We start from the raw sequence: 26,035 nt of genomic DNA, 5'->3' as shown, positions 1-26,035 counted from the left end.
GCCCACGCGCCCGCCGCACACCCGCGCGCACCCCACCCGGCCCCCCGCCGTCCCCGAGCCGGTTTCCAGCACCGCGTGCCCCGTGGAGGCCCGTATCGTCCCCGGTGGGCCGCTCCCCGGTGTCCCGCACGTCATGTGGCCGTAACCGTTGGTTCAGACGGTCTTGCGACGCTCGGGCGGTGAAGCCCGCCGCGTCCGAGCCCGAGCCGCCCCGCGAGGGGACCGCCGCCGCGCTCCCGCGCGCGCCTTTCGACGCGCCTGTCCCGCCGCACGCGCGGAAGAATAGGTTCATGAGCCAGCCAGACACCCAGGCAGCGCAGACCCCGCCGGCTCCCACCACCCTCGTGGGAGGCCCAGCGGGCCCCGCCACCGCACAGAACCCGCAGCCCTCCGTGGGCTCCATCGCCGCGCACCGCCCGCACACCGTGGCGGCCACGGTCTCCGACCTGGCACCGGACATCGACGCCGACCTCGACGGATACGTGGAGGCACCGGCCGAGGGGGAACAGCTGCCGCAGGGCCGTTTCCTGGACCGGGAGCGCAGCTGGCTCGCCTTCAACGAGCGCGTTCTCGAACTCGCCGAGGACCCCGCCACGCCCCTGCTGGAGCGCGCGAACTTCCTCGCGATCTTCGCCAGCAACCTGGACGAGTTCTTCATGGTCCGGGTCGCCGGCCTGAAGCGCCGTATCGCCACCGGCGTCGCCACCCAGTCCGCCTCCGGACTGCAGCCGCGCGAGGTGCTGGAGATGATCTGGGCCCGCTCGCGCGAGCTCATGGCCCGGCACGCCGCCTGCTACCACGAGGACGTCGCCCCCGCGCTCGCGGAGGAGGGCATCCACCTGGTCCGCTGGAGCGAGCTCACGGAGAAGGAGCAGGCCCGCCTGTTCACGCTCTTCCGGCACCGCATCTTCCCCGTGCTGACCCCGCTGGCGGTCGACCCCGCGCACCCCTTCCCGTACATCTCCGGCCTGTCCCTGAACCTGGCCGTCGTCGTACGCAACCCGGTCACCGGTCACCGCCACTTCGCCCGTGTCAAGGTGCCGCCGCTGCTGTCCCGCTTCCTGGAGAGCTCCCCTGGCCGCTACGTCCCCCTCGAGGACGTCATCGCGGCCCACCTGGAGGAGCTGTTCCCGGGCATGGAGATCCTGGAGCACCACACCTTCAGGCTCACCCGCAACGAGGACCTGGAGGTCGAGGAGGACGACGCCGAGAACCTGCTCCAGGCCCTGGAGAAGGAGCTCATGCGGCGCCGCTTCGGGCCGCCGGTGCGCCTGGAGGTCGAGGAGTCCATCGACCGCGAGGTGCTCGACCTGCTGGTGCGCGAGCTGAAGATCAGCGAGGCCGAGGTGTACCCGCTGCCCGGCCCCCTGGACCTCACCGGCCTCTTCCGCATCCACGGCCTCGACCGGCCCGAGCTGAAGTACCCCAAGTTCGTGGCCGGCATCAACCGGGAACTGGCGGAGGTGGAGTCCGCCTCGGCCCCCGACATCTTCGCGGCGCTGCGCAGCCGTGACGTGCTCCTGCACCACCCCTACGACTCCTTCTCGACCTCCGTGCAGGCCTTCCTGGAGCAGGCCGCCGCCGACCCGGACGTCCTCGCGATCAAGCAGACCCTGTACCGGACCTCGGGCGACTCCCCCATAGTCGACGCGCTCATCGACGCCGCCGAGTCGGGCAAGCAGGTCCTCGTCCTGGTCGAGATCAAGGCCCGCTTCGACGAGCAGGCCAACATCAAGTGGGCGCGCAAGCTGGAGGAGGCCGGCTGCCACGTCGTCTACGGCCTGGTCGGCCTGAAGACCCACTGCAAGCTGTCCCTGGTGGTGCGCCAGGAGGGCGACGACACCCTGCGGCGCTACAGCCACGTCGGCACCGGCAACTACCACCCGAAGACCGCCCGCCTCTACGAGGACCTCGGCCTGCTCACCGCCGACCCGCAGGTCGGCGCGGACCTCTCCGACCTCTTCAACCGCCTCTCCGGCTACTCCCGCCGCGAGACCTACCGCCGGTTGCTGGTCGCCCCCAAGTCCCTGCGCGACGGGCTGATCTCCCGGATCAACAAGGAGATCCAGCACCACCGCGCCGGACGCCCCACCGCCATCCGCATCAAGGTGAACTCGATGGTCGACGAGGCCGTCGTCGACGCGCTCTACCGCGCCTCCCAGGCCGGCGTGCCGATCGACGTGTGGGTGCGCGGCATCTGCGCCCTGCGCCCCGGCGTGCCCGGCCTGTCGGAGAACATCCGCGTCCGCTCGATCCTCGGCCGCTTCCTCGAACACTCCAGGGTCTTCGTCTTCGGCAACGGCGGCGAGCCCGAGGTGTGGATCGGCAGCGCCGACATGATGCACCGCAACCTCGACCGCCGTATCGAGGCCCTGGTCCGGGTCACCGACCCGGCCCACCGGGCAGCCCTCAACCGGCTGCTGGAGACCGGCATGTCCGACACCACCTCCTCCTGGCACCTCGGCCCGGACGGCGAGTGGACCCGGCACGCGACCGACTCGGACGGCCAGCCCCTGCGCAACATCCAGGAGATGCTCATAGACGCCCGGAGGCGCCGGCGTGGCACAGCAACATCTTGACCCGACGGACTCCACGGCCGGAAGCTCCCCCGAGCTGCCGACCGCGCTCGAGCAGAGCGGTGTCCCCACCGCCGAAGCCCTCGCGTGCTATCTGCGGGCCCAGGCCACGGAGTTCCTCCGCGCCCTGCGCCTGCACCGCGAGACCGGCGGCGCGGGGCACGGCACGGAGGAGTCCGTCGACGCCGCGCGCGCCCTGCGCCGCTCGGCCCGCCGCATCAGCGGCAGCCTGCACACCTTCCGCCCCCTGCTCGAGGAGGCCTGGTCGGCGGAGCTGTGCCCGGAACTGGCCTGGCTGTCCGGCACCCTGGCCCGGGAACACGCCTGCCAGGCCTGCCTGGAACGGCTGCTGCTGGCCCTGCACCGGCTCTCCGGGACGGCGGTCCTCCCGGCCCAGCCCACCGAGGAGGCCGCGGGCGGCCGCGCCGCGGACCGCAGCAACCTCACCGTGGGCGCGGCGAAAGCGGGCGCCCTGCTGGAGCGCCAGCTCGGCCTGGCCCGGAGCCGGGCGCACTCGACCGCCCTCCAGGCGCTGGGCTCCGCGCGCTTCCACGCCGTCGCGGACAAGGTGGCGGTACTCGCCAGCGACGTCCCCCTCACCCCCACCGCCGCCACCGCGGACCTGACTCCCCTGGCCGCCGCCGCCCGGGAGCGTCTGACGGACGCCGTCGCCGCCCTGCCGCTCGTCACCGCCGGCAGCCCGTACAACGCGGAGGCCCTGGTCCACGGCCTGTCCCCGGACCCGTCCCCGCACCCGCAGGACGCCCCCTGGCACCAGGTCCGCCTGCTGCTGCGCCTGCACCGGTACGCCCGCGAGGTCATCGACGGAGCTGGGGGTCCCTCCCTGCTCGAGCGGAGCCGAGAGCTTGGGGGAGCGCCGGTGGACGTCCGTCTGCTGGCGGCCGGCCAGGCCCTCGACCGGCATCGCGACGCCTCGGAGGCGGCGGCCGCCGCGGCCTCGGCGGCCCGCACCCCTCGCATCGCTCCGGCGACGGCGTACGCGCTCGGCGTGCTGCACGCCGACCAGCGGCACGAGGTGGAGGCGGCCAGGTTCGCCTTCCAGCAGTCGTGGCAGAAGCAGGCCGTCGGCGCCGGCTGACAGGACGGATGAGCACCGTTGCCCGACCTCGACCTGAACGACACGCCCGTCCTGGCGGCCGGCTGCGTGCTGTGGCGCCGCTCGCCGCTGGACGGCACGCTCCAGCTGTGCCTGGTCCACCGGCCGAAGTACGACGACTGGTCCCACCCCAAGGGCAAGCTCAAGCGCGGCGAGGACCCGCTCGCGGGCGCCCTGCGCGAGGTGGTGGAGGAGACGGGCTACGTCGCCGTTCCCGGCGCCGAACTGAGCACCGTGACCTACATGGCGGGCGGCCGGCCCAAGCAGGTCCGCTACTGGGCCGCCGAGGTCACGTCGGGCCGCTTCACCCCCAACAAGGAGGTGGACCGCGTCCTGTGGCTGTCCCCGGCCGAAGCCCGGCGACGGCTGACCCAGTTCCGCGACCGTGAGCTGGCCGACGAACTGCCGCCGGCCCTGCGCTCCGGCTGAGCGCGCCGGTGCCCCTCAGGCGCCGCCCTCGTGCCCCAGCGCGTCCGTGCGGGCCAGGCTGCGGGCCCGGCGCGCGGGACCGCGCCAGCCGCAGCCGCAGCGGGCCAGGCAGAAACGGCCCTGTTCGACGGTCGTCGCGCGGTGTCCCACGGCGTCCCGGCTCCTGCGGTCCTCCTGGACGGGGCTCAGGCCCTCATGCTGCACCACGACGACGAACGTAGCCACGCCAGGTGAACGGCGCGTTAAGGCCACCTGTCGATCGGGTGCGTGCGTGACGGGGGCCACCCACTCGTCGTTGACCGGACGACAGGGGCCCGTGACGGACGTAGCAGCTGGGGGTAGGCAGGGCGATGGCGGTGCGGCGGCGGCTGGGTGTCCCTCCTGCTCGTGCCCGGGTGAGGCCGGGCACGCGGGCCGGGACGGGCGGCGCGGTGCTCGCGGCGGCCGTCCTGGCCGGCGCGTGCGCCACCGGCTGCTCCGGCGGCGGCGCGGCCGCCGAGGACGCGCGCGCCGCGACCGATCCGGTGCAGACCCTGCGTCAGGCGCCGGACGTGCTGCTGGAGGCGGGCAGCGCGCGGACCCGTACGTCGATGGAGATGGCCACCGGCGGGACCCGCGTGACGATCCGCGGCGAGGGCGGCTACGACTTCCGCGGGCAGCGCGGGCGGCTGACGCTGGTGCTGCCGCAGGACCCGGCCGGGGCCGACGAGCACGTGCCGATCACCGAACTCCTCGCACCGGGCGCCCTGTTCATGAAGAACAGGGGAGCGGGCGTGCCGGCCGACAAGTGGGTGCGGGTGGACACGGCCACGCTCGTCGACGGCAATCTGGTCACCGGCGGCGCCACCGACCCGTTCGCGGCCGCCGAGGTGCTGCGCGGCACACGCACGGCGACGTATGTGGAGAGGACCGAGGTCGCGGGTGTCCCGGTGCGGCACTACCGGGGCACCGCCGATCTCGCCCTGGCGGCGAAGAGCGCCACGGCGGCCGACGAGGCGGCGCTGAAGGCGGCGGCGAAAGGGTTCGCCACGGCCTCGGTCCCGTTCGACGCCTACCTCGACGACCAGGGGCGTATCCGCAAGCTCCGGCAGAGCTTCGCCTTCGTCAACGGACAGCTGGGACGCACCGTCGCCGTCTTCTCCACGACGCTGCTGTACGCCTTCGGGACCCCGGTGACCGTGACGCTGCCGCGGCCGCAGGACATCTACACCGGGCGGATCGCCGAGCCGTGAGCCGGACAGGACCCGAGTGGGCCGGGAAATGACCGGCGAACTAGCCCTTTGGTGCCATGCGCCGCGCGCAGACCGCTCCCTACCCTGGGAAGCCTGCAGCGGCAGACGGCAGAGAAGAGGTGACGCACATGGCTCCGCTCGGCGGTACGGCAGTTCAGGACCACGTGGCCCTCGCCGAGATAGAGCTGTGCGGCGAGCTGATCATCGCGGCCTCGGCCGCCGAGGAGCGGCTCAGCCTGGAGAGCATCGACGAGGTGCTGCGGGTGGCCGAGGAGCGCGAGGCCGGCACGGGCCGGAGACCGTCGGGTCCCCGGCAGCCGCCCGGCCGGTGAGCCTCACGTACCCGGGCAGCCGCCCGGGCCAATGAGCCTCAGGTGCGCAGCAGCCGCCCGATCGCCTTCGTGGCCTCCTCCACCTTCGCGTCGATCTCCGACCCGCCCTTGACGGCCGCGTCGGCCACGCAGTGCCGCAGGTGCTCCTCCAGCAGTTGCAGGGCGAAGGACTGCAGTGCCTTGGTGGAGGCGGACACCTGGGTGAGTATGTCGATGCAGTAGACGTCCTCGTCGACCATCCGCTGGAGCCCGCGGATCTGGCCCTCGATCCGGCGGAGCCGCTTGAGGTGCTCGTCCTTCTGCTTGTGGTAACCGTGCGTGACGGGCTCGTTTCCGGTGATTCCCCTCACGTTCTCGGAGGGCGCCGTCGCGCCGGCCTCGGTGGTCGTCATCGCGTCCTCGCTCTCGGAATTCTCGGTACACACCGAGGAGACATACCCCTAGTGGGTATATCGTAACGAATCCTGCCGGGTAGCAGCGGCCTTGGCATGCCCCCGTGCGGAGCACGGCGGCTCATGGGCGACACTGGGGGACGGCCCCTTAGCCGTGGCCGGATGATGCGCTTAACATCACCCTGACCCGAACCGAAGCACCCCGAGGACCCCACGTGCGCTTTCGTCTGACCCCCAGGGAGACGAGCTTCTACGACATGTTCGCCGCGTCCGCGGACAACATCGTCACGGGCTCGAAACTCCTGATGGAACTGCTCGGGGCGGACGCTTCCGCCCGGGCCGAGATCGCAGAGCGTATGCGGGCCGCGGAACACGCAGGTGACGACGCCACGCATGCGATCTTCCACCAGTTGAACTCCTCGTTCATCACGCCCTTCGACCGCGAGGACATCTACTCCCTCGCGTCGTCCCTCGACGACATCATGGACTTCATGGAGGAGGCCGTCGACCTGGTCGTCCTCTACAACATCGAGGAACTGCCCAAGGGCGTCGAACAGCAGATCGAGGTTCTGTCCAGGGCGGCGGAACTGACGGCCGAGGCCATGCCGCATCTGCGGACCATGGACAACCTCACCGAGTACTGGATCGAGGTGAACCGCCTGGAGAACCAGGCGGACCAGATCCACCGCAAGCTGCTCGCGCACCTGTTCAACGGCAAGTACGACGCGATCGAGGTGCTGAAGCTCAAGCAGATCGTGGACGTGCTGGAGGAAGCCGCGGACGCCTTCGAGCACGTGGCGAACACGGTGGAGACCATCGCGGTCAAGGAGTCCTGAGGCGTCCATGGACACCTTCGCTCTGATCCTGACCATCCTGGTCGCACTCGGCTTCGCCTACACCAACGGCTTCCACGACTCCGCCAACGCCATCGCGACCTCCGTGTCGACCCGGGCGCTCACCCCGCGCGCCGCGCTGGCGATGGCCGCCGTGATGAACCTCGCCGGCGCCTTCCTCGGCAGCGGGGTCGCCAAGACCGTCAGCGAGGGCCTGATCCAGACGCCCACCGGCGGCAAAGGGATGGGCATCCTCTTCTCCGCCCTCCTCGGGGCCATCGTCTGGAACCTGATCACCTGGTACTTCGGCCTGCCCTCGTCCTCCTCGCACGCCCTGTTCGGCGGCATGGTGGGCGCGGCCCTCGCGGGCGGTACGACGGTGTACTGGTCCGGCGTGCTGGACAAGATCGTCACCCCCATGTTCCTGTCCCCGGTGGTCGGCCTGGTCGTCGGCTACCTGGTCATGACGGCGATCATGTGGATCTTCCGCCGGACCAACCCGCACAAGGCCAAGCGCGGCTTCCGCATAGCGCAGACGGTGTCGGCGGCCGGCATGGCGCTCGGACACGGCCTTCAGGACGCCCAGAAGACCATGGGTGTCGTGGTGATGGCCCTGGTCATCGCCGATGTGGAGAACTACGGAGACCCGATCCCGGTATGGGTGAAGCTGGTCTCCGCGCTCATGCTGTCGCTGGGCACCTACGCGGGCGGCTGGCGCATCATGCGCACCCTGGGCCGCAAGATCATCGAACTCGACCCGCCGCAGGGTTTCGCCGCCGAGACCACCGGCGCGTCGATCATGTTCGCCACCGCGTTCCTCTTCAAGGCGCCGATCTCCACGACCCATGTGATCACCTCGGCGATCATGGGTGTGGGCGCGACGAAGCGGGTCAACGCCGTCCGCTGGGGCGTGGCGAAGAACATCGTCCTGGGCTGGTTCATCACCATGCCGGCCGCGGCGATCGTGGCGGCCTGCGCCTTCTGGCTGATCAGGCTGGCGTTCCTGTAGCAGCCGGGCCCGGTGTGGTGACACTGGAACCATGACGAGCAAGGCACTCCTCGAAGGCGGGCCGGAGGACCTCGCGGGCACCGTGGTGCCGGTGGTCCCTCCCGGACAGGAACTGAAGATCCCGCACCTCGGGGGATACGAGCACTACAAGGTCACCTCGCGCCACGAGGACAGCAAGGAAGGACAGGTCACCGTCTACCAGTGGTGGGAGCGCACCGAAGTCGCCGAGTGAGCGGCCGGGCGCACACCCCGGCCGGTGAATCGCGCGGGCCCGCCCCCGGGAGCCAGGGGCGGGCCCTTCTGCGACCTCGCGGTGGCACCGCCATGCAGCACCGCGAGGGATCTGTGGGAGGACCGGCGGTCTAGCCGAAGCGGCCGGAGATGTAGTCCTCGGTCGCCTGCACGGACGGGTTGGAGAAGATCCGCTCGGTCTCGTCGATCTCGATCAGCCGGCCGGGCTTGCCCACGGCCGCCAGGTTGAAGAACGCCGTACGGTCCGAGACGCGCGCCGCCTGCTGCATGTTGTGCGTCACGATGACGATCGTGAAGCGCTCCTTCAGCTCGCCGATCAGGTCCTCGATGGCGAGCGTGGAGATCGGGTCCAGGGCGGAGCAGGGCTCGTCCATGAGCAGCACCTTCGGCTCGACCGCGATGGCGCGGGCGATGCACAGACGCTGCTGCTGACCGCCGGAGAGGCCCGAGCCGGGCTTGTTCAGGCGGTCCTTGACCTCGTTCCAGAGGTTGGCGCCCTTGAGCGACCTCTCGACGATGTCGTTCAGTTCGCTCTTGCGGTAGTTGCCGTTCAGCCGCAGTCCCGCCGCCACGTTGTCGAAGATCGACATGGTGGGGAACGGGTTCGGGCGCTGGAAGACCATGCCCACCTCGCGGCGCACGGCCACCGGGTCGACCCCGGCGCCGTAGAGGTCCTCCTCGTCCAGGAGCACCTTGCCCTCGACCCGGCCGCCCGGGGTGACCTCGTGCATGCGGTTGAGGGTGCGCAGGAACGTCGACTTGCCGCAGCCGGAGGGGCCGATGAACGCCGTCACCGAGCGCGGCTCGATCGTCATCGAGATGTCCTCGATCGCCTTGTGGGCGCCGTAGTAGGCGGTGAGCCCGCTCACATCGATTCGCTTGGCCATGACTACTTCACTTCCAAAAGTCCGGGGGTCGCTGACAGGCCCCGCGCGGCAGCAGCCGCAGATCGTTAACGGGGGGCCTTCCAGCGGGCGATGCCGCGGGCCACGAGGTTGAGGATCATCACGAAGGCGATGAGGGTGAGCGAGGCCGCCCACGCACGGTCGTACGCCGCACCGGAACCCGCACTGTTCGTGTACTGCTGGTAGATGTACAGCGGCAGCGAGGACTGCGCCCCCTCGAAGGGGTTCGTGTTGATGAAGGGGTTGCCGAAGACCAGCAGCAGCACGGGGGCGGTCTCACCGGCGATACGGGCGATGGCCAGCACGATGCCGGTCGTGATGCCGCCGATGGAGGTGGGCAGGACCACCCGCAGGATCGTGCGCCACTTCGGCACGCCCAGGGCGAGGGACGCCTCACGCAGCTCGTTCGGTACGAGCTTGAGCATCTCCTCCGTGGAGCGGACCACGACGGGCATCATCAGGATGGCCAGGGCCAGCGAACCGGCGAACCCGAACGGCTGCATCTTGAAGATCAGCATCAGGCTGAGGATGAACAGGCCCGCGACGATCGACGGGATGCCGGTCATGACGTCGACGAAGAAGGTCACGGCCCGGGCGAGGCTGCCGCGCCCGTACTCCACCAGGTAGATCGCGGTGAGCACGCCGATCGGCGCGCCGATCAGGGTGGCGAGGCCGACCTGCTCGAGGCTGCCGATGATGGCGTGGTAGATGCCGCCGCCCGGCTCCGTGTCGGCGACCAGGCCCATCGAGTGGGTCAGGAAGTAGCCGTCCAGGACCTTCACACCGCGCTGGACGGTCGTCCAGACCAGGGAGACCAGCGGCACCACGGCGAGCAGGAAGGCGACCCAGACCAGACTGGTCGCGACCCGGTCCTTGGCCTGGCGGCGGCCCTCGACGCGGGCGGCGACGCCGTAGGTGCCGAGGACGAAGAGGACCGCGGCGATCACTCCCCACTGGATGCGGCTGTGGAGGCCGCCGGCCAGGCCGATGACGACCGCTGCGACCAGGGAGCCGAGGGCGATGGCCCACGGGGACCACTTGGGCAGGCTGGCGCCGCGCAGACTGCTGGGGCGCTTGTCGGCGATGGCTGCGTGGCTCATGCGTTGGCCCCCGAGTAGTCCTTGCGGCGGGCGATGATCAGGCGGGCCGCGCCGTTGACCAGCAGAGTGATGACGAACAGGACCAGACCGGAGGCGATCAGCGCGTCACGGCCGTACTCCGTCGCCTCACTGAACTTGCTGGCGATGTTCTGGGCGAAGGTGCCGCCGCCCGGGTCGAGCAGGCTGGCCCGGATGGTGAAGGTCGGCGACAGCACGGTGGCGACGGCCATCGTCTCGCCGAGCGCGCGGCCGAGACCGAGCATCGAGGCGGAGATCACGCCGGACCGCCCGAAGGGCAGCACCGACATGCGAATGACCTCCCAGCGCGTGGCGCCGAGGGCCAGGGCCGCCTCCTCGTGCATCCGCGGGACCTGGCGGAACACCTCGCGGCTGACGTTGGTGATGATCGGCAGGATCATGATCGCCAACAGGATGCCGACGGTGAGAAGCGAGCGGGGGGCGCCGCCCTCCCAGGAGAAGATCCCGGTCCAGCCGAGGTAGTCGTTCAGCCAGCCGAACAGGCCGTCCAGGTGCGGGACCAGGACCAGCGCGCCCCACAGACCGAACACGATGGATGGCACGGCGGCGAGCAGATCGATCACGTACGCGATGGGGCCGCTCAGCCGGCGCGGGGCGTAGTGCGTGAGGAAGAGCGCGATGGCGACCGCGACGGGAACGGCGATGACCATGGCGATGATCGAGGAGACCACCGTGCCGAAGGCCAGCACGGCGATGCCGAAGACCGGCGGCTGGAGGCCGGTGTTCCACTCGAAGGTGGTCAGGAAGTTGCCGTGGTCCTTGCTGATCGCCAGGGAGGCACGGTAGGTGAGGAAGACCGCGATCGCGGCCATGACCACGAGCAGCAGGATGCCCGACCCACGGGTGAGACCGAGGAAGATCCGGTCTCCGGGGCGGGTGGCACCGCGGGCGGCGCGCTTCTGCTCGGCCGCGGTCGGCTGAGGGGAAGGCGCGTCGGCGCCTGTCGTATGCGTTGATATGTCCATCGGGATCTCCGGTCTGCGGAGACGTACGCGGCGTACGGCTCCTGGCGGCGGTGCACCGGACGGTGCGGCCCGGACCCCGCTGGGGGCCGGGCCGCACTCGGATCAGCTCAGGCCGTCGATGGTGGTGCGGACCTTGCTGATGATCGCGTCAGGGATCGGCGCGTAGTCGTTCTCGGTGAGGATGCTCTGGCCCTCCTCGCTGGCGATGTAGCGCAGGAACGCCTTGGTGGCCGGCAGGGTGTCGGCCTTGTTGCCCTTGTCGCAGACGATCTCGTACGTGACCAGGACCATCGGGTAGGCACCCTCGGCCTTGGTGTTGTAGTTCAACTGCAGCGCCAGGTCGTTGCCGGTACCGACGACCTTGGCGTCCGCGATGGCCTTGGTGGCGTTCTCGACGGTGGCCTTGACCGGGGCGGAGGCGCCCGTGTCGATGTCGACCGTCGACATGCCCTTGGCGTACGACAGCTCGAAGTAGCCGATCGCGCCGTTGGTCTGCTTCACCTGCTGGGCCACGCCGGAGGACTGCGGAGCAGCCTGACCGCCCTTGGCCTGCCAGGCCTTGCCGCCCTCGTACTTCCAGTTCTCGGGGGTGGCGGCCTTCAGGTACTTGGTGAAGTTGTCCGTGGTGCCGGACTCGTCCGAGCGGTGGAACGCCTGGATCTTGAGGTTGGGGAGCTTGGCGTCGGGGTTCAGCTTCTTGATCGCCGCGTCGTCCCAGTTCTTGATCTTGCTGTCGAAGATCTTCGCCAGGGTGGGAGCGTCGAGGACCAGGTTGTCCACGCCCGGGACGTTGTAGCCGACCGCGATCGGGCCGCCGACCATCGGCAGGTCGATGCCCTGACCGCCGGTGCAGATCTTCTTGGAGGCGGTGACCTCCTCCGGCTTCAACGCCGAGTCGGAACCGGCGAAGGCCACCTGGCCCTGGGTGAACGCCGTGACACCGGCACCGGAGCCGCCGCCCTTGTAGTTGATCTGCACGCCACAGGCCTGGCTGAACTGCTTCACCCAGGCGTCGATCGCGTTCTTCTGCGCCGAGGAGCCGTCGGCGAGCAGCTGGCCCTTGGCGTCGTCACACTTGATCGAGCTGTTGGAGGCCGTGGTGCTGCTGCCGCCGCCGGCGTTGTTCTTGCTGCCGGTGTCGTCGGAGCCGCACGCCGTGAGGGCCAGGGCGCCGGAGACGGCGAGTGCGCCGAGAGCGAGTGCCCGCCGGGTCTTGCGCTGAAGCTTCACTTGAGTTCCTTCCAAGAGCCGCCGTCCTGATCGGCGGCGTGCGAGGGTGTGGGCGACACCGATGCGCCGAGCTGCGCACCAGCACCGGGTAAGGCCGAAATTAGGCAGAACAGGTGAAGCCGCCGATTGCCGGAAGTGAACGAGGGGTGAACCCCTGCCGACGGTGCGGTGAGGTCACGGAATGCTTACGTCGAGGCCACGGGGGAGACATGGCCGGCGGAAGGCTGGTCGCCACGGGCACGGGGCACGCCGGACCCCGGGGAGTCCGCCGTGTCCCCCACCACTCCGCCGTGTTCCCCACCACGCAGACTGCACCGTGTCGGCGGCCCGCGCGACCGAAGCGGCCCGCGCTCGCGTTTCGGTGACGCCCCGACCGCCGTACTGTGGCAATCCTGCGGCGCGGTTCCCCGGAACCCTCCGGGCCGCCTCGTCGTCCCGTTCCGCAGGAACGACAGGAGGTGCGGGCATGGAACGGCGGACTTTCCTGGGAGGCGGCGCGGCGGCGATCGCCACGGTCGCGACGACCGCGTGCAGCGGCGGCAGGGGCGTGTCGGCCCGGGCGGCGACGGCCCTGACGACCGCCTCGGAGATGTCGGCGGCTTCCGGCACGGCCTCCGCGAGTACGGCACTGAGAACCACCAGCACCCCGTCCCCCACCGGCTGGGCCGCGCTCGCCCGCTCCCTGGACGGCAGCCTGGTCCGCCCCGGCGACGCCTCCTGGACGACCGCCAAGCAGCTCTACAACACCCGCTTCGACAGCCTCAAGCCCGCCGCGGTCGCGTACGTGGCCCACGCCGAGGACATCCGGACCGTCCTGTCCTACGCCCGCGCCCACCACATCCGCGTCGCCCTCCGCAACGGCGGCCACTCCTACGGCGGCTGGTCCTCCGGCGACGGCCGGCTGATCATCGACGTCTCGAAGCTCAGCCAGGTCCGGGCGAGCGGCTCCACGGCGGTGATCGGCGCCGGCGCCAAGCTCATCGACATCTACCGCGCACTCACCGCGAAGGGCGTGACGATCCCCGGCGGCTCCTGCCCGACCGTGGGCATCTCCGGCCTGGTCCTGGGCGGCGGACACGGAGTCGTCGCCCGCGCCTACGGCCTGACCTGCGACAGCCTGACCCGGGCCACCCTCGTCACCGCGGACGGCAGGCAGCTTACCGCCGACGCCACCGAGAACAAGGACCTGTTCTGGGCGCTGCGCGGCGCGGGCAACGGCAACTTCGGCGTCGTTACCGAACTGCGGTTCAGGACCCACCCCGCGCCCCAGGCCGTGTCGGCGTACCTGACCTGGCCGTGGGCGAAGGCGGCGGCGGTGGTGAAGGCCTGGCAGGAGTGGGGGCCCGGCCAGCCGGACGAGGTCTGGTCGTCCCTGCACCTGGAGAAAACGGCGGGCGGTGCGCCCACCGTGTCCGTGGCCGCCTTCTCCCTGGGCACCTACGGCGCGTTGCAGAACGCGGTGGACCGCCTGGCCGCGGCGATCGGCGCCCCGGCGTCGCGCGTGTCACTCCGGCGCCACTCCTACGAGCAGGCCATGGAGGCCTACGCCGGCTGCTCGTCCTTCCCGGTGGACGCCCAGTGCCACCTGCCGGGCACGACACCCGGCCGCTCCCCGCAGGGCAGACTCGGCCGCGAGACCTACGCGGCCCGCTCGGACTTCTTCGACCGCTCTCTGTCCTCGGCCGGCATCCAGACGCTGCTGGCCCAGTTGCGCTCGGTGCGGGGCGGTGCGGGCAGCGTCGCGTTCACCGCGCTCGGCGGGGCGGTCAATCGGGTCTCGCCGACGGCGACGGCCTTCGTCCACCGCCGCTCACGCATGCTGGCCCAGTACGTCGCCTCCTGGCGCCCGGGCACCACCGGCTCGGCGGCCCAGTCCTGGCTGACGTCGGCGCACGACGCCATGCGGCCCTACGCCTCCGGCGCGGCCTACCAGAACTACAGCGACCCCACCCTCAGGAACTGGCGCACGGCCTACTACGGCGACGCGGCGCCCCGCCTGGCCAAGCTGAAGCAGCAGTACGACCCGCGGGGCTTCTTCTCGTACCCGCAGGGCCTGTGAGACCCGGCCGCCGACGGCCGTAGCGCGAGGTGCCACGACGAGGCCCCCAGGGGGAGCCCCCGCTACGCCGCCAGGTCCCGCACCTCCGCCGACGCCCGCTCGTCGGCGGGGCGGTCGGAGACCACCGCGTCGCCCGCACCGGCACCGGCAGCCCGCGCACGCACCAGCCGGCCGCCCCACGCCGACCTCTCGACCGCCTTGAGCAGCGGCGTGAGCAGGGCCATGGCCAGGGGGGAAAGCAGCAGCGCGACAGCCGTGCCCAGCGCGAACCCGCCGACCACGTCCGTCGGATAGTGCACCCCCGTGTACACCCGGCAGAACCCCTCGAGCAGCGCCAGCCCGATCCCCACCAGACCGAAGCGCCGGTCGACGACGAACAGCGCGACCGCCATCGCCATGGTGATCGTCGCGTGATCGCTCACGAAGGAGTAGTCGGTCTTCCCCTGCACCAGGACGTCCAGCCCCTGGTGGTCCAGGAAGGGCCGGGGCCGCTGCACGAAGCCCCTTATCGGCACGTTCACGAGCACCGCGAGACCGGCCGCCAGCGGCACCCACACCAGCGCGGCGACGGCGGGCGCCGCCCCCTCGCCGCCCCGGCGCCGCACGCACCACCAGCACCACAGCACGAGCAGCACCATGGCGAGCAGCAGCCCGTACTCACCGACGTGCTCCACGACCCGGTCGAACCAGCGCGGCGCGTCCTTGGCCAGGCTGTTGATGTCGTAGAGCAGGTCGACGTCGGGGTTCGACCCGGATTCGGCGAGTCCAGCCATTCTGCTGAGGCCCCTTCGTCGTGTCGTCGCGGGCGCACCCGGCGTGCGCCGCCCCTGCCCACCCCCGTGGTCGTAGATCCGCTTCCGCTGCACGCGCGCAGGACACGCACGCACCGGACATCCACTTGGCTACGTCATCAGCAACGCACGACCCCGATCGATGCGTTCCGAACTCCACCGAATGATCACGCAGACGTTATCGAAGAGAGACTCGTCGCCGCAGCTCAGGGGGTTGGCTCACCGTCCGTTCACACTGCGGAGGGGAGCGCTTTCGCGCCATCCTCGGTGACCCTGGTGGCCCCGAAGTAGTCGGGTGTGTCGATGGGATCGAAGCGGATCACGGCACCCGGCCTCGGTGCGTCGATCATGTACCCGCCGCCGACGTAGATGCCGACGTGCCGGATGGCCCGCGAGTTGGTCAGGTCGTCGGAGAAGAACACCAGATCGCCCGGCAGCAGTTCGTCCCGCTCGGGGTGGGGCCCGGCGTTGTACTGGTCGTTGGCGACCCGCGGCAGCGTGACCCCCACGCTCTCGTAGGCGGCCTTGGTCAGCCCCGAGCAGTCGAACCGTCCGCCCTGCTCAGCGGTGCCGTTCCCGCCCCACAGATAGCGGGTGCCGAGCTTGCCCTGCGCGAAGGAGATGGCCGCGGCGGCCTGTTTGGAGGGGTCGACGCGGGTCACGGGGGCGGCGAAGCTCTTCTCCAGGGTCGTGATCGTCTTCACGTAGTTCCGGGTCTCCGCGTACGGCGGCACGCCGCCGTACTTGATCACCGCGTAGGCCCCCGCGTTGTAGGCCGCGAGCATGTTGTGCGTGACGTTGCCCGGCACGTCCTTGACGTACGACGCGAGTTCGCAGTCGTAGGACGCGGCCGACGGAATCGCGTCATTCGGGTTCCAGACGTCCGCCTTCCCGTCGCCGTCGCCGTCGATGCCGTGCGAGGCCCAGGTGCTCGGGATGAACTGCGCTATCCCCTGCGCCGCGGCGGGGCTACTGGCGTTCGGGTTGAACCCGCTCTCCTGATACAACTGGGCCGCCAGCAAAGCCGGGTTGATCGCGGGGCAGAGGTTGCCCCACCTCTGCACCAGGGACTGGTACGCGGCCGGCACGGCGCCCTTGGCGAGCCCCACGGCCCCGCCGCCCACCCCGCCCGCGATGTTCCCCGCGACGACGTACACGCCGACGACGAGCAGGATGACGAAGCTGAGCCCGGAAGCGACGGCGGCGACCGCCACGATCCATGCCTTACGCACCGTCAACCGCCCCTCACCCCACGGGAGTCCGCCGTCGACAGTGTAGGGGCGCCCGCTGCGCTTTTGAGGTGATCACACACGGGCGCAGGGCAGCACGGCGGCCGGCCGGCGTGCAACCCCGCCAAGAGCGCGGCGCGGATCAGGGATCGGCGGACGCGTCCTTGTAGAGCTCCGCCGCGGCGGTCCCGAGGACCACGCTGTACGACGTGTCCGCCGTCGAGCCGCCCTGCTCGTGGCCGCCGAGCACGCCGACGACCTCCTGGTCATGGTTGATCCACGGGCTGCCGCTGGTGCCGCCGGTGAACTCCGGGCAGTCGATGCGCTGCTGGGTGCCACTGTGGGCCTGCGGCCTGTTGGTGCAGCTGATGGGCACCTCACGGGAGTCCGGATAGCCGGTGACGGTGACCGCGCTCACCCCGGTCGACGCCCCGGTGACGAGGCGGTTGGCGCCGACGACGTCCTCGACACCCTTGCCGTCCTGCGGGGCGATCACGGCGAAGGCCATGTCGCTGTCCTCGTCCTGGTGCGCGGACCAGTCGTTGGGCAGGAAGCGCCGCTTGACCGTCCACACGCCGTAGGGTGCCTGGCCGTCCCGGTACCCCGGCACGAACACCAGGTCGGAGTCCCCGCTCAGGCAGTGGGCGGCGGTGACGACGAGGTTCCGGTGGGGACTGTGCACCACCGAGGCCGTGCAGAAGTGGTTGCCGGTGAGATCGCCGGCCTTGTCCGCGCCGAACAGCGCCCCGACCCGGGCGCTCTGCGGGGTCTTCGACGTGACGCCGGTCACCCCGAGCGGACCGGTCACCCCGAGCGGACCGGTCACCCCGAGCGGACCGGTCACCCCGAGCGGACCGTTCACCCCGAGCGGACCGGGCCCGTCGTGCGCGGCCGCGACGGAGGCCGAGGCCACGGCCAGCAGCACCAGAATGGCGAACAGCGCCCGCGCACCGGCCCGGCGGGGCCCGGGACGTGCGCGATCAGCGGGGCTCTTGATACCTGAGGTGCGCTTCATCAGGCTCCACTGTGACGGACGGGGGTGAGAATCGGACCCCGACTTCTCTGAGATTCTCCTGTGAAACGCCCGTTCATCGTATGACCGGCCTCACACCGCTCTCCCGACGCGTCCCTCCTGACGCGCCCCGCTCGACGCCGGAGCCGCCGGACGCGGGAACGCGGTGCCGCAGCGGAAAAGCGTGAGACCATCGGCCACGGGCGACCGCTCACCCGACTGGTCGTCAGAAACCGCGCCGGCACGGAAGAAACGTCAACGACGGAACCACACCACGGGTTGCGGTCGGACTTCATTGCCCGGCGTGACCTGCCGTGATACACAGAGTGACCATACGTACGAAACCCACCAGGCAATGCCGCCAAGTCGACATACGGCGGCGTCATTGTCGGCGAGAATGGGCCTGACCTCTGCACGAGGACAGGGGACGCGGAACTACCCAACAGGGGCGGTGACTTACATGCTCTTTGCGGCCGACAAGGGAGACATCAACACCATCATCGGCGGGATCGCTCCGAACTGGGGGCCCTTCGGCAGCCTGGGCAACGAGGCGAAGGTGATGATCGAGGTGGTGATGGCCGTGGCCATCCTGCTCTGCCTCGGCATCGCCGTCTGGGGCGCCGCCAAGCAGCGCATCGGCGCCACGGCCCTGCGCGACACGTTCAGCGCCGAACAGGGCAAGGGCCTGATCATCGCCGGTCTGACGGGCGTGTTCATCATCGGCTCGCTCGGCACGCTCTTCACCATCGTGTACGGCATGGCCGTGTAACCGGCGCACACCCGCGCATGCCGCGCACGGTGCTCCGTGCGCACCGCCGGTCGGACCCTCCGGGCGCGCCCGGTGCCCCCGCTGCCCCTACCCACCCACCGTGCCCACCGGCTGAGGTTGCGTTTCCCTGATGTCGAGTCACCACACCGCGTCCACGCGGGAACCAGCACGGCTACCGTCGTACTTCCACGCATTCCGGTACGAGGTCGAGGGGGCGTACGGGGCATGAGTCGCTCAGACGGGCACGGGTACGGCGATTCGGCGCGCGCCGACGACGGGCCGTACGCGGGCGGGCAGACCCGCACCCGGCTCCCGGACCGGCCCGGCGACCCCTACGGAGGCGCGCGGCGCGGCGGCCGCTCGTCCTCGCGCAGCCTGATCACGGTGGTCGCCGTGGTCGTCCTCCTCATCGCCGCGATCGCCTTCGCGAACCGCTCGGGAGGCCGCTCCCCCGCCGCCGGCGGCAACGCCGACAAGCCGAAGGCGGCGGCGACCGCGGCGACCGGCAAGCAGCCGGTGCACACGAAGACGGGCGGAATCCCCTCGGGCTTCGCACACGACGAACAGGGGGCGCAGAGCGCTGCCGCGAACTACGCCGTGGCCCTCGGCTCGACCGGCATGTTCAAGAAGGACACCCGGCACACCCTCCTGGACCTCCTCTACACCCCCGACGCGGCGGCCAGGCTCCAAGGACCCATGGACCAGGCCTACTCGGCGGACTTCCTCGACAGGATGGGCCTGGACGCGGACGGCAACCCACCCGCCGGCAGCACGTTCGTCTCACGCGTGGTGCCGGTGGGCACCACCGTGAAGCAGTACAGCGACGGCAGCGCCGAGATTGCGGTCTGGTACATGGGGCTCATCGGCATGTCCGCGGAGACCTCCACCGACCCGGTCACCTCGTCCTGGAAGACGTGGACGTTCGAACTCCAGTGGTCGAGAGGCGACTGGAAGATCGTCTCCGACTCGCAGGAGGACGGCCCCGCCCCGGTCCCCGGTGACGACAAGGCCGCCACCTCCGACGAGATCCGCAAGGCCATCGAAGAGTACGGAGGGTTCACGTATGCCCGGTAGCAAGCAGCGCCTGCTCGGGCTCACCGGAGCCGTGGCAGCCGTGCAGACCTCGGCCGTGCTGCTGGCGGCCCGTGCCGTCGCCGCGCCCTCACCCAGCCCGACGCCGTCGCCGAGCAACAACAACTGCGACCTCATCGTCGGCCGGGCCAGGCAGTACTGCGAGCGTGGCAACGGCACCAGCGGCGGCAATTCCCGGGCCCCCGACCCCACTTCCACCCTCGACCCCCTCTCCTCCCTCGCCAAGGGCTGTGCCGACGCCGCCTCCTGGACCGTCACCAAGCTCAGCCAGGCCGTGCAGGAGACCGCGAACGTCGACTTCACCAACCAGAAGTTCCTCCAGCAGTACGCGGTCGTGTTCGCCGCGTCGACCGTGCTCACGCTGCTGCTCTGGCTGCTGGCCGTGGCCAAGCGGGCCGTGCGCGGTGTGCCGCTGGCCACCGCCATCTCCGAGGCGGTCGGCTTCCTGTGGCTGACCGTGCTCGCCTCGGCCTTCACCCCGCTGATCCTCTACACGGTCGTCTCGGCCACCGACGGCGTCTCCGACGTCCTCGCCAAGGCGACCGGCGACCAGGCCGACACCTTCTTCGGCACGTTCTCCGCCGCGCTCGCCAAGGGCGAGAACATCGGCGGCGGACCGATCATGCTGATCGTCGTCTCCCTGGTCTCCATCCTCGCCGCCGGCGTGCTCTGGCTGGAACTCGTCATCCGCGCCGCCCTGCTCTACGTCGGCGCCCTGCTCGGCACCGTCGTCTACGCCGGGCTGGTCGACAAGAACCTGTGGGGGCACGTGCGCCGCTGGGCCGGAATCATGATCGCGGTGATTCTGGTGAAGCCGGTCATCGTGATCGTGCTCGGGCTCGCCGGGGCGCTCTCCTCGGGCGACAACGGACCCGGCGCCTTCTCCGCGGTCGTCTCCGGCCTCGCGATCATCCTGCTGGCCATCTTCGCCAGCGCCATGATCTACCGGTTCGTCCCGGGCTTCGGCGACGAGATCGCGGCCGGCCGCAACAACCGCATCATGCGGGGCGCCGAGGGCAAGGCCGCCGCGGTCATCAGCTCCCCGGCCACCCTGGTCGCGCAGGGCATCAAGACCCACAGCACCCGGGCCGACAGCAACGGCGGTGGCGGCGGCCAGTCGTCCGCCCCGCGCCCGGCCAACCCGGCGTCCGGAGGCGTCGCCGCGCACAGCGCGCGCGTCCCGGACGGTGGCGGCGGATCTGTCCCCTCCGCCGCACCCGCTCCCCGCGCACCCAGCCCGGTGAACACCCCCCACGCCGGAAGCACCCGCAACAGCAGTACCAACCGCACGGGAGGTGAAGGGCGTTGACGACCGATTCCCACGTGTCCCACGCGGTCACGCCCCGCCGTACATATCTGATCGGCCGCGCCCGGCCGAACGCTATCGTCGGCCGCAACCGCGAGACCGGCGAGATCGCCCTGATCATCGCGGGCGCGTTCATCGGCATGATGTGCGGCCTTCTGGTCCCGGTGCTGCCCCTGCGCATCGTGCTGCTGACGGGCTTCCCGCTGCTGTCGCTGGCCGCGGTCTACGTGCCGTACCGGCACCGCACGTTCTACAAGTGGTTCGAGATCAACCGCAGTTACAAGCGCACCGTCAAGCGCGGCGCCGTCTATCGCTCGGGCGTGATGGAGGCCGGAACGGACCTGGACGGGCGGGAGGTCGAGATCGGGCCGCCGCCCGGCATCGGCCGGATCACCTGGCTCGCCGCGCCGTTCGGGCCGGACGAGATCGCCGTACTGCTGCACGCCGACCGCAAGACGGTCACCGCCGCCATCGAGATCGAGGGCCCCGGCGTCGGCCTGCGCGACTCCGAGGACCAGGAGGCCCTCGTCGACCGCTTCGGCACCCTGCTCAAGCACGTGGCCAACGGCGACGGCTTCGTCACCCGCCTGCAGATGCTCGCCCGCACCCTCCCCGCCGACCCCGACGCCCACGCCAAGGACGTCGTCGTACGTGGGGACGAGCGGGCGCCGCAGTGGCTCCAGCGGTCCTACGACCAACTGCAGTCCATGGTGTCCACCAGCAGCGAGCAGCACCGCGCCTACCTCGTCGCCTGCATGCACTACACCCGCGAACTCGCCGCCGAGGCCCACGCCATGGCGCGGGCCGCCCGGCCCCACGCGGGCCGCAAGCTGGACCGGGACGCCGGACTCGCGGTCGTCATGGCCCGCGAGCTGACCGACATCTGCTCCCGGCTCCAGGAGGCCGACATCCGCGTACGGCAGCCGCTCGGTCAGGGGCGGCTGGCCTCGCTGATCCACTCCATGTACGACCCGGACCACCCGATCGACCACATCCAGGCGATGACCAAGCGCAACGCCTGGCCGGCCGAGCTGGACGCCATGGAGCCGACGTACCTCCAGGCCAAGACCCGCGAGTCGGCGACCCGCGAGCCCTGGTGCCACGCCACCGCCTGGATCAAGGAGTGGCCGATGACCCCGGTCGGCGTGAACTTCCTCGCGCCCCTCCTCGTCCACACCCCGGACGTCATCCGCACCGTCGCCGTCACGATGGACCTCGAACCCACCGAGGTCGCCATCGAGCGCATGCTGACCGAGAAGACCAACGACGTCGCCGAGGCCAGCCGCGCCGCGAAGATGAACCGCACCGTGGACCCGCGCGACGTGGCCGCCCACAGCCGCCTCGACCAGCGCGGCGAGGACCTCGCCAGCGGCGCGGCCGGCGTCAACCTGGTCGGCTACATCACCGTGTCCTCCCGCTCCCCCGAGTCCCTGGCCCGCGACAAACGGACGATCAGGGCCTCGGCCGGGAAGTCCTACCTGAAACTCGAGTGGTGCGACCGCGAGCACCACCGCGCCTTCGTGAACACGCTCCCGTTCGCCACCGGAATCCGACGGTAGGGGCTGATGCTCTGATGCGGGACCCGCTGACCGCACTCACGGACGCCTTCACATCCTTCCTGTTCGGGAAGGTGGAGACGACCCGGCTGCCGGTGAGAACGTCCACGGGCCAGGCCCAGGCGGTCTACCTGCCCACCGCCGCGCCCGGCCTCGGCGACTCGGGCGTCATCATCGGCCGCGAGGTGTACTCCGGGAAGGGCTACATCTACGACCCCTTCCAGCTGTACGGCCAGCAGCTCCCCGCCCCGCACTGGCTGGTCCTCGGCGAGTCCGGCAACGGCAAGTCGGCGCTGGAGAAGACCTACGTCCTGCGCCAGCTCCGCTTCCGCGACCGCCAGGTCGTCGTCCTCGACGCCCAGGGCGAGGACGGGGTGGGCGAGTGGAACCTCATCGCGGAGGAGCTGGGGATAACGCCGATCCGGCTGGACCCGATGGCGGCCCTGGACCACGGCATCCGGCTCAACCCCCTGGACCCGTCGATCACGACCACGGGCCAGCTGGCGCTGCTGCGGACCATCATCGAGGTGGCGATGGGACACAGCCTGGACGAGCGCTCCGGCTTCGCGCTGAAGGTCGCCCACGCCTACGTCAACGAGACGATCGTGGAACGCCAGCCGGTGCTGTCGGACATCGTCGAGCAACTCCGGCACCCCGAGCCGGAGTCGGCCGAGGCGATGAACGTCGCCACAGACGACGTGCGGGCCTGGGGCCTGGACGTGGCCCTGGTCCTGGACCGACTGGTCGACGGTGACCTGCGCGGCATGTTCGACGGTCCCACCACGGTCGGCATCGACCTGGACGCGCCCCTGATCGTCTTCGACCTGTCCCACATCGACCGCAACTCCATCGCCATGCCGATCCTGATGGCGATCGTCGGCGTGTGGCTGGAGCACACCTGGATCCGCCCCGACCGCAAGAAGCGCATCTTCCTGGTCGAGGAGGCCTGGCACATCATCAACAGCCCGTTCGTGGCACAGCTGTTCCAGCGGCTGCTGAAGTTCGGCCGCCGGCTGGGTCTGTCGTTCGTCGCCGTCGTCCACCACCTGTCCGACGTGGTGGACGGAGCGGCGGCCAAGGAGGCCGCCGCGATCCTGAAGATGGCCTCCACCAGGACGATCTACGCCCAGAAGGCGGACGAGGCGAGGGCGACGGGACGGGTGCTCGGCCTGCCCAGGTGGGCGGTCGAGATCATCCCGACGCTCACCCCCGGTATCGCGGTGTGGGACGTCAACGGCAACGTCCAAGTGGTCAAACACCTGGTCACCGAGACCGAGCGGCCGCTGGTCTTCACCGACCGCGCCATGACGGAGTCCTCCAGCGACCGCGTCTCCGACGACGCCCTGCGCGCCGCGGAGTTGGAGGCCGAGGAACGGGCGGCGGCCTTCATGGGACAGCACATCGCCGACCTGGACGGCTCCTCAGAGTCGACGGTGGCCTAGGGGGAACGCGCGCGTGAGACCGGACGACCGCGACCACGGACAGGGCCGCCAGGGCCGGCGGGACGGCCAGGGCGGCGTTCCCGACGGCCTGCTGGTCGGCGTCCTGGCCTTCCTGCTCGGCATGACCCTGCTGGTGTGGACGGCCACCGGACTCGCCGGCCTGTTCGCCCACGACTCCTGGCCCTCCGGGGTCGCCTTCGCCCGTACGCCACTCGCGATGCGCCACCTCATCGCCGACCCGCACGACATCCCCGGCGCCTGGCCGGACACGCCGCCTGAGCGGCTGTCGGGGTACGGGCTGTTCTGGGGCCTGTTCATCGGCCAGCTGATGGTGCTGTTCGTGCTGACCGTGTTCGTGCTGGGCACGGTGGCCCGGTGGAGAGCCGGGAGACTGCGCAGACGGGCGGAGAGAGCGGCGGCCCGGGAGCGGGTGGCGGCGCCGGCACCCCAGGAGGAGCCTGCACCGGTCCCCCACGAGGTCCCCACCCAGCGGACCGCCCCGGAGCCCGGACGGCCGCTCGTGGCCGGCCGGCAGCCGGCGGAGGTCCCCCAGGAGGCCCCGCAGGACCGGGCGGGCCCCGCGGCGGCCCTCGCGCCGCACCCCGTGCCCCTCGCCGCCGGCAGCCGTGGTGGGCCGGTCGGCGGACGGGAGAAGATCCTGGTCGCCCCGCGGGAAGCCCGGCAGGTGGCCGCGGCGCAGGCGATCCGGGACGCGGCGGGCCCGGCTCTCGTCGTCACGTCGAACCCGGCCCTGTGGCAGGAGACGAAGGACTCCCGGGCCAAGCTGGGCCCGGTTCTCCTCTACGACCCCGCCCACCTCTGCGACACCCCGGCCCGCCTCCACTGGTCCCCCACGGCGGGCTGCGAGGACAAGGCGACGGCGGCCACCAGAGCCGCCGCACTGCTCGCCCCGGTCCGCCCCACCGCCAAGGTCGACCAGGCGACCGGCGACACCGCGGAAACCCTGATGCGCAGCTTCCTGCACGCCGCCGCCATAGACGGCCGCGCCGTCCGCCACGTCCATCGCTGGGCGCAGGGCGCACAGGTCCAGGAGGCCGTGCGAATCCTCCGCACGAACCCCAAGGCCGCCGCCGGATCGGCCGGCGAGCTCGAGGCCTCGCTCACCTCGTATCCCGAACGGCGTGACATCGCACAGGAGTTGACCAGTCGCGCACTGGCCTCACTGTTCGCGGTGAACATCCGCGAGGCCTGCACTCCAAACCGAACTGATGCCGTCGCCTTGGATTCCTTCGTGAACGAAGGGGGCACGCTTTATGTGGTCGGCGAATCCCTCGAGGATCCCCGGACCAACCCGGGTGCGATGCCCCTCCTGACGGCACTCGCCTCAAGCGTGGTCGAGCGCGGCCGGCGCATGGCCGAACGGTCATCCTCCGGTCGCCTCGACCCACCACTCACGCTGGTCCTGGACGACGTGGCCGCCGTCGCCCCGCTTCCCCAGGTCCCGGAGCTGCTGGCCGCCGGAGCCGACCAGGGGCTGCCCACGCTGGCCCTGCTCCGCTCCCGCGAGCAGGCCCGCGCCCGCTGGCCGCACGACGAACTCCCGGCGTGACATCCGCCTTGTGCCGCCTTGCGCCCCTCCGGGGCTGAGGCTCAGGACCGCTCTCTGGGCTGTCCAGGAGGCTCAGGGGCGTTCGAGGACGTACTCCAACTCGGACTCCGCCGAGCCGGCCGTCAACGGCACGGTGACCCCGCTCGGCAGGAACCCAATCCTGCGGTAGAAGCGCAGGGCCCGCCCGTTGTCCTCGTGCACGATCAGCCGCACCCGCTCCACGCCGGTCTCCCAGGCCCATTGCAGGGCCTCGTCGAACAGCACCTCGGTCAGTCCGCACCCGCGGTGCTCGGGCCGCACATAGACACCGACGACGTGTCCCTGCCGCCGCTCGATCGGGAACCCGGCCCAGTCCGTCGTGCCGTCCTCCTCCACGAGCACGGTCGCGCTTCCGACCCACTCGCCGTCCAGTCCCTGCACGATGAACTGCCGAGCGTCGCTCGACCCCTCGGCAACCCCGGCCGTCCGCTCCTGCCAGAACGAGTCCGGCCTGGCCGCGGCGTCGTCGTACGTCTCCAGAAAGGCGAGGTGGGCCACCGGGTCCTGGAGCGCGACGAGCCGCAACGCCTTCGCGGCGGGCCACTCGTCGGTGCGTACGGCACGGACGACGTACTGCTCAGTGCTGCTGGGGCTGCTCATGGGGCCACGGTAATGCACCAAAACGAAAGGGCCCACACCTTTTCGGTGTGGGCCCTTTCTTCAAAATTTGTTCGGCGGCGTCCTACTCTCCCACAGGGTCCCCCCTGCAGTACCATCGGCGCTGTAAGGCTTAGCTTCCGGGTTCGGAATGTAACCGGG

At 70.8% G+C, this 26,035-nt stretch carries 25 protein-coding genes and 1 rRNA gene; 15 read left to right on the top strand and 11 right to left on the bottom strand.

What is annotated here, in order from left to right:
• The first annotated feature begins 179 nt into the window (after positions 1-179).
• Genes ACFY4A_RS13625 through ACFY4A_RS13615 form a run of 3 tightly spaced genes read left to right on the top strand, consistent with a single transcriptional unit; the run spans position 180 to position 4,122 of the window.
• Positions 180-2,579 carry an RNA degradosome polyphosphate kinase gene (locus ACFY4A_RS13625; protein ID WP_390829608.1) on the top strand — a complete coding sequence of 800 codons (2,400 nt, stop codon included), beginning with the start codon at positions 180-182 and terminating at the stop codon, positions 2,577-2,579.
• Positions 2,560-3,675 carry a CHAD domain-containing protein gene (locus ACFY4A_RS13620; protein ID WP_390829607.1) on the top strand — a complete coding sequence of 372 codons (1,116 nt, stop codon included), beginning with the start codon at positions 2,560-2,562 and terminating at the stop codon, positions 3,673-3,675. The genes ACFY4A_RS13625 and ACFY4A_RS13620 overlap by 20 nt, the downstream gene beginning before the upstream one ends.
• Before the next feature lie 18 nt (positions 3,676-3,693).
• Positions 3,694-4,122, top strand: coding sequence for an NUDIX hydrolase (locus tag ACFY4A_RS13615; protein WP_390829606.1), 429 nt, complete (start codon positions 3,694-3,696; stop codon positions 4,120-4,122).
• Positions 4,123-4,137: 15 nt separating this feature from the next.
• Here the strand turns inward: ACFY4A_RS13615 and ACFY4A_RS13610 are convergent, their stop codons facing one another.
• The gene (locus ACFY4A_RS13610) at positions 4,138-4,329 is read right to left on the bottom strand and encodes a hypothetical protein (protein WP_390829762.1); all 192 of its coding nucleotides are present in this window, start codon (positions 4,327-4,329) and stop codon (positions 4,138-4,140) included.
• 188 nt (positions 4,330-4,517) lie between these two features.
• On the opposite strand from ACFY4A_RS13610, the gene ACFY4A_RS13605 reads away from it, so the two are divergent.
• Together ACFY4A_RS13605 and ACFY4A_RS13600 are read left to right on the top strand one after the other, a co-directional pair.
• Positions 4,518-5,354, top strand: a complete 837-nt coding sequence (locus ACFY4A_RS13605) for a hypothetical protein (RefSeq protein WP_390829605.1) — start codon at positions 4,518-4,520, stop codon at positions 5,352-5,354.
• Positions 5,355-5,482: 128 nt separating this feature from the next.
• Complete coding sequence (locus ACFY4A_RS13600; protein ID WP_390829604.1) at positions 5,483-5,686, top strand: hypothetical protein; 204 nt, start codon at positions 5,483-5,485, stop codon at positions 5,684-5,686.
• Positions 5,687-5,724: 38 nt separating this feature from the next.
• Here the strand turns inward: ACFY4A_RS13600 and ACFY4A_RS13595 are convergent, their stop codons facing one another.
• Positions 5,725-6,078 carry a metal-sensitive transcriptional regulator gene (locus ACFY4A_RS13595; protein ID WP_390829603.1) on the bottom strand — a complete coding sequence of 118 codons (354 nt, stop codon included), beginning with the start codon at positions 6,076-6,078 and terminating at the stop codon, positions 5,725-5,727.
• A gap of 215 nt (positions 6,079-6,293) precedes the next feature.
• On the opposite strand from ACFY4A_RS13595, the gene ACFY4A_RS13590 reads away from it, so the two are divergent.
• The 3 genes from ACFY4A_RS13590 to ACFY4A_RS13580 are packed head-to-tail and all read left to right on the top strand — an operon-like array spanning position 6,294 to position 8,152.
• Positions 6,294-6,914: a DUF47 domain-containing protein gene (locus ACFY4A_RS13590; protein ID WP_390829602.1), complete on the top strand. Its 621-nt coding sequence runs from the start codon at positions 6,294-6,296 to the stop codon at positions 6,912-6,914.
• Between the two features lie 7 nt (positions 6,915-6,921).
• Positions 6,922-7,920, top strand: coding sequence for an anion permease (locus tag ACFY4A_RS13585; RefSeq protein WP_390829601.1), 999 nt, complete (start codon positions 6,922-6,924; stop codon positions 7,918-7,920).
• 31 nt (positions 7,921-7,951) lie between these two features.
• Positions 7,952-8,152 (top strand): DUF5988 family protein, encoded by a 201-nt coding sequence (locus tag ACFY4A_RS13580; RefSeq protein ID WP_361420425.1) that lies wholly within the window; start codon positions 7,952-7,954, stop codon positions 8,150-8,152.
• Positions 8,153-8,282: 130 nt separating this feature from the next.
• Here the strand turns inward: ACFY4A_RS13580 and pstB are convergent, their stop codons facing one another.
• The 4 genes from pstB to pstS form a co-directional block, all read right to left on the bottom strand.
• Positions 8,283-9,059 (bottom strand): phosphate ABC transporter ATP-binding protein PstB, encoded by a 777-nt coding sequence (pstB, locus tag ACFY4A_RS13575; protein ID WP_390829600.1) that lies wholly within the window; start codon positions 9,057-9,059, stop codon positions 8,283-8,285.
• Positions 9,060-9,124: 65 nt separating this feature from the next.
• Positions 9,125-10,177 carry a phosphate ABC transporter permease PstA gene (pstA, locus tag ACFY4A_RS13570; protein ID WP_390829599.1) on the bottom strand — a complete coding sequence of 351 codons (1,053 nt, stop codon included), beginning with the start codon at positions 10,175-10,177 and terminating at the stop codon, positions 9,125-9,127.
• Positions 10,174-11,181, bottom strand: coding sequence for a phosphate ABC transporter permease subunit PstC (gene pstC, locus ACFY4A_RS13565; protein ID WP_390829598.1), 1,008 nt, complete (start codon positions 11,179-11,181; stop codon positions 10,174-10,176). The genes pstA and pstC overlap by 4 nt, the downstream gene beginning before the upstream one ends.
• Before the next feature lie 102 nt (positions 11,182-11,283).
• The gene (pstS, locus tag ACFY4A_RS13560; RefSeq protein ID WP_390829597.1) at positions 11,284-12,411 is read right to left on the bottom strand and encodes a phosphate ABC transporter substrate-binding protein PstS; all 1,128 of its coding nucleotides are present in this window, start codon (positions 12,409-12,411) and stop codon (positions 11,284-11,286) included.
• 466 nt (positions 12,412-12,877) lie between these two features.
• Between pstS and ACFY4A_RS13555 the strand changes: the two genes are divergently transcribed.
• A complete protein-coding gene (locus ACFY4A_RS13555; protein ID WP_390829596.1) occupies positions 12,878-14,470 on the top strand; it encodes an FAD-binding oxidoreductase in 1,593 nt (530 codons plus the stop codon).
• Positions 14,471-14,532: 62 nt separating this feature from the next.
• Here ACFY4A_RS13555 and ACFY4A_RS13550 read toward each other — a convergent pair whose 3' ends face one another.
• From ACFY4A_RS13550 to ACFY4A_RS13540, 3 genes are all read right to left on the bottom strand, one after another.
• On the bottom strand, positions 14,533-15,243 hold the full coding sequence (locus ACFY4A_RS13550; RefSeq protein ID WP_390829595.1) for a phosphatase PAP2 family protein: 711 nt from the start codon (positions 15,241-15,243) through the stop codon (positions 14,533-14,535).
• A gap of 248 nt (positions 15,244-15,491) precedes the next feature.
• Entirely contained in the window at positions 15,492-16,499 is a 1,008-nt protein-coding gene (locus tag ACFY4A_RS13545) for an NlpC/P60 family protein (protein ID WP_390829594.1), read from the bottom strand.
• Positions 16,500-16,632: 133 nt separating this feature from the next.
• The gene (locus ACFY4A_RS13540; RefSeq protein WP_390829593.1) at positions 16,633-17,505 is read right to left on the bottom strand and encodes a trypsin-like serine peptidase; all 873 of its coding nucleotides are present in this window, start codon (positions 17,503-17,505) and stop codon (positions 16,633-16,635) included.
• Between the two features lie 457 nt (positions 17,506-17,962).
• Between ACFY4A_RS13540 and ACFY4A_RS13535 the strand changes: the two genes are divergently transcribed.
• From ACFY4A_RS13535 to ACFY4A_RS13510, 6 genes are all read left to right on the top strand, one after another.
• Complete coding sequence (locus ACFY4A_RS13535; protein ID WP_009189392.1) at positions 17,963-18,271, top strand: hypothetical protein; 309 nt, start codon at positions 17,963-17,965, stop codon at positions 18,269-18,271.
• A 225-nt stretch (positions 18,272-18,496) separates the two neighbouring features.
• A complete protein-coding gene (locus ACFY4A_RS13530; RefSeq protein ID WP_390829592.1) occupies positions 18,497-19,345 on the top strand; it encodes a hypothetical protein in 849 nt (282 codons plus the stop codon).
• Positions 19,335-20,672, top strand: a complete 1,338-nt coding sequence (locus ACFY4A_RS13525; RefSeq protein ID WP_390829591.1) for a hypothetical protein — start codon at positions 19,335-19,337, stop codon at positions 20,670-20,672. Before ACFY4A_RS13530 ends, ACFY4A_RS13525 begins: the two co-directional genes overlap by 11 nt.
• Positions 20,669-22,228, top strand: coding sequence for an SCO6880 family protein (locus tag ACFY4A_RS13520; RefSeq protein WP_390829590.1), 1,560 nt, complete (start codon positions 20,669-20,671; stop codon positions 22,226-22,228). Before ACFY4A_RS13525 ends, ACFY4A_RS13520 begins: the two co-directional genes overlap by 4 nt.
• Before the next feature lie 14 nt (positions 22,229-22,242).
• Entirely contained in the window at positions 22,243-23,667 is a 1,425-nt protein-coding gene (locus ACFY4A_RS13515) for an ATP-binding protein (protein WP_390829589.1), read from the top strand.
• Positions 23,668-23,680: 13 nt separating this feature from the next.
• Positions 23,681-25,237, top strand: a complete 1,557-nt coding sequence (locus ACFY4A_RS13510) for a type IV secretory system conjugative DNA transfer family protein (protein ID WP_390829588.1) — start codon at positions 23,681-23,683, stop codon at positions 25,235-25,237.
• Between the two features lie 72 nt (positions 25,238-25,309).
• Here ACFY4A_RS13510 and ACFY4A_RS13505 read toward each other — a convergent pair whose 3' ends face one another.
• Entirely contained in the window at positions 25,310-25,876 is a 567-nt protein-coding gene (locus tag ACFY4A_RS13505; protein ID WP_390829587.1) for a GNAT family N-acetyltransferase, read from the bottom strand.
• 69 nt (positions 25,877-25,945) lie between these two features.
• Positions 25,946-26,035: ribosomal RNA gene (gene rrf / locus ACFY4A_RS13500) — 5S ribosomal RNA — on the bottom strand; the annotation flags it as partial.

Origin of the sequence: Streptomyces sp. NPDC001292, assembly GCF_042896465.1 — a bacterium.
GTDB lineage: Bacteria > Actinomycetota > Actinomycetes > Streptomycetales > Streptomycetaceae > Streptomyces.
Note: the sequence above shows the minus strand (reverse complement) of the source record. Positions and strands in the feature narration are given on the sequence as shown.

Coding starts and splice junctions, on each gene's coding strand:
- pstC (WP_390829598.1), bottom strand. CDS start 11,181: ATGGACATATCAACGCATACGACAGGCGCCGACGCGCCTTCCCCTCAG.
- ACFY4A_RS13580 (WP_361420425.1), top strand. CDS start 7,952: ATGACGAGCAAGGCACTCCTCGAAGGCGGGCCGGAGGACCTCGCGGGC.
- ACFY4A_RS13595 (WP_390829603.1), bottom strand. CDS start 6,078: ATGACGACCACCGAGGCCGGCGCGACGGCGCCCTCCGAGAACGTGAGG.
- ACFY4A_RS13505 (WP_390829587.1), bottom strand. CDS start 25,876: ATGAGCAGCCCCAGCAGCACTGAGCAGTACGTCGTCCGTGCCGTACGC.
- ACFY4A_RS13530 (WP_390829592.1), top strand. CDS start 18,497: ATGAGTCGCTCAGACGGGCACGGGTACGGCGATTCGGCGCGCGCCGAC.
- ACFY4A_RS13525 (WP_390829591.1), top strand. CDS start 19,335: ATGCCCGGTAGCAAGCAGCGCCTGCTCGGGCTCACCGGAGCCGTGGCA.
- ACFY4A_RS13585 (WP_390829601.1), top strand. CDS start 6,922: ATGGACACCTTCGCTCTGATCCTGACCATCCTGGTCGCACTCGGCTTC.
- ACFY4A_RS13555 (WP_390829596.1), top strand. CDS start 12,878: ATGGAACGGCGGACTTTCCTGGGAGGCGGCGCGGCGGCGATCGCCACG.
- ACFY4A_RS13515 (WP_390829589.1), top strand. CDS start 22,243: ATGCGGGACCCGCTGACCGCACTCACGGACGCCTTCACATCCTTCCTG.
- ACFY4A_RS13600 (WP_390829604.1), top strand. CDS start 5,483: ATGGCTCCGCTCGGCGGTACGGCAGTTCAGGACCACGTGGCCCTCGCC.
- ACFY4A_RS13540 (WP_390829593.1), bottom strand. CDS start 17,505: ATGAAGCGCACCTCAGGTATCAAGAGCCCCGCTGATCGCGCACGTCCC.
- ACFY4A_RS13535 (WP_009189392.1), top strand. CDS start 17,963: ATGCTCTTTGCGGCCGACAAGGGAGACATCAACACCATCATCGGCGGG.
- ACFY4A_RS13550 (WP_390829595.1), bottom strand. CDS start 15,243: ATGGCTGGACTCGCCGAATCCGGGTCGAACCCCGACGTCGACCTGCTC.
- pstB (WP_390829600.1), bottom strand. CDS start 9,059: ATGGCCAAGCGAATCGATGTGAGCGGGCTCACCGCCTACTACGGCGCC.
- pstA (WP_390829599.1), bottom strand. CDS start 10,177: ATGAGCCACGCAGCCATCGCCGACAAGCGCCCCAGCAGTCTGCGCGGC.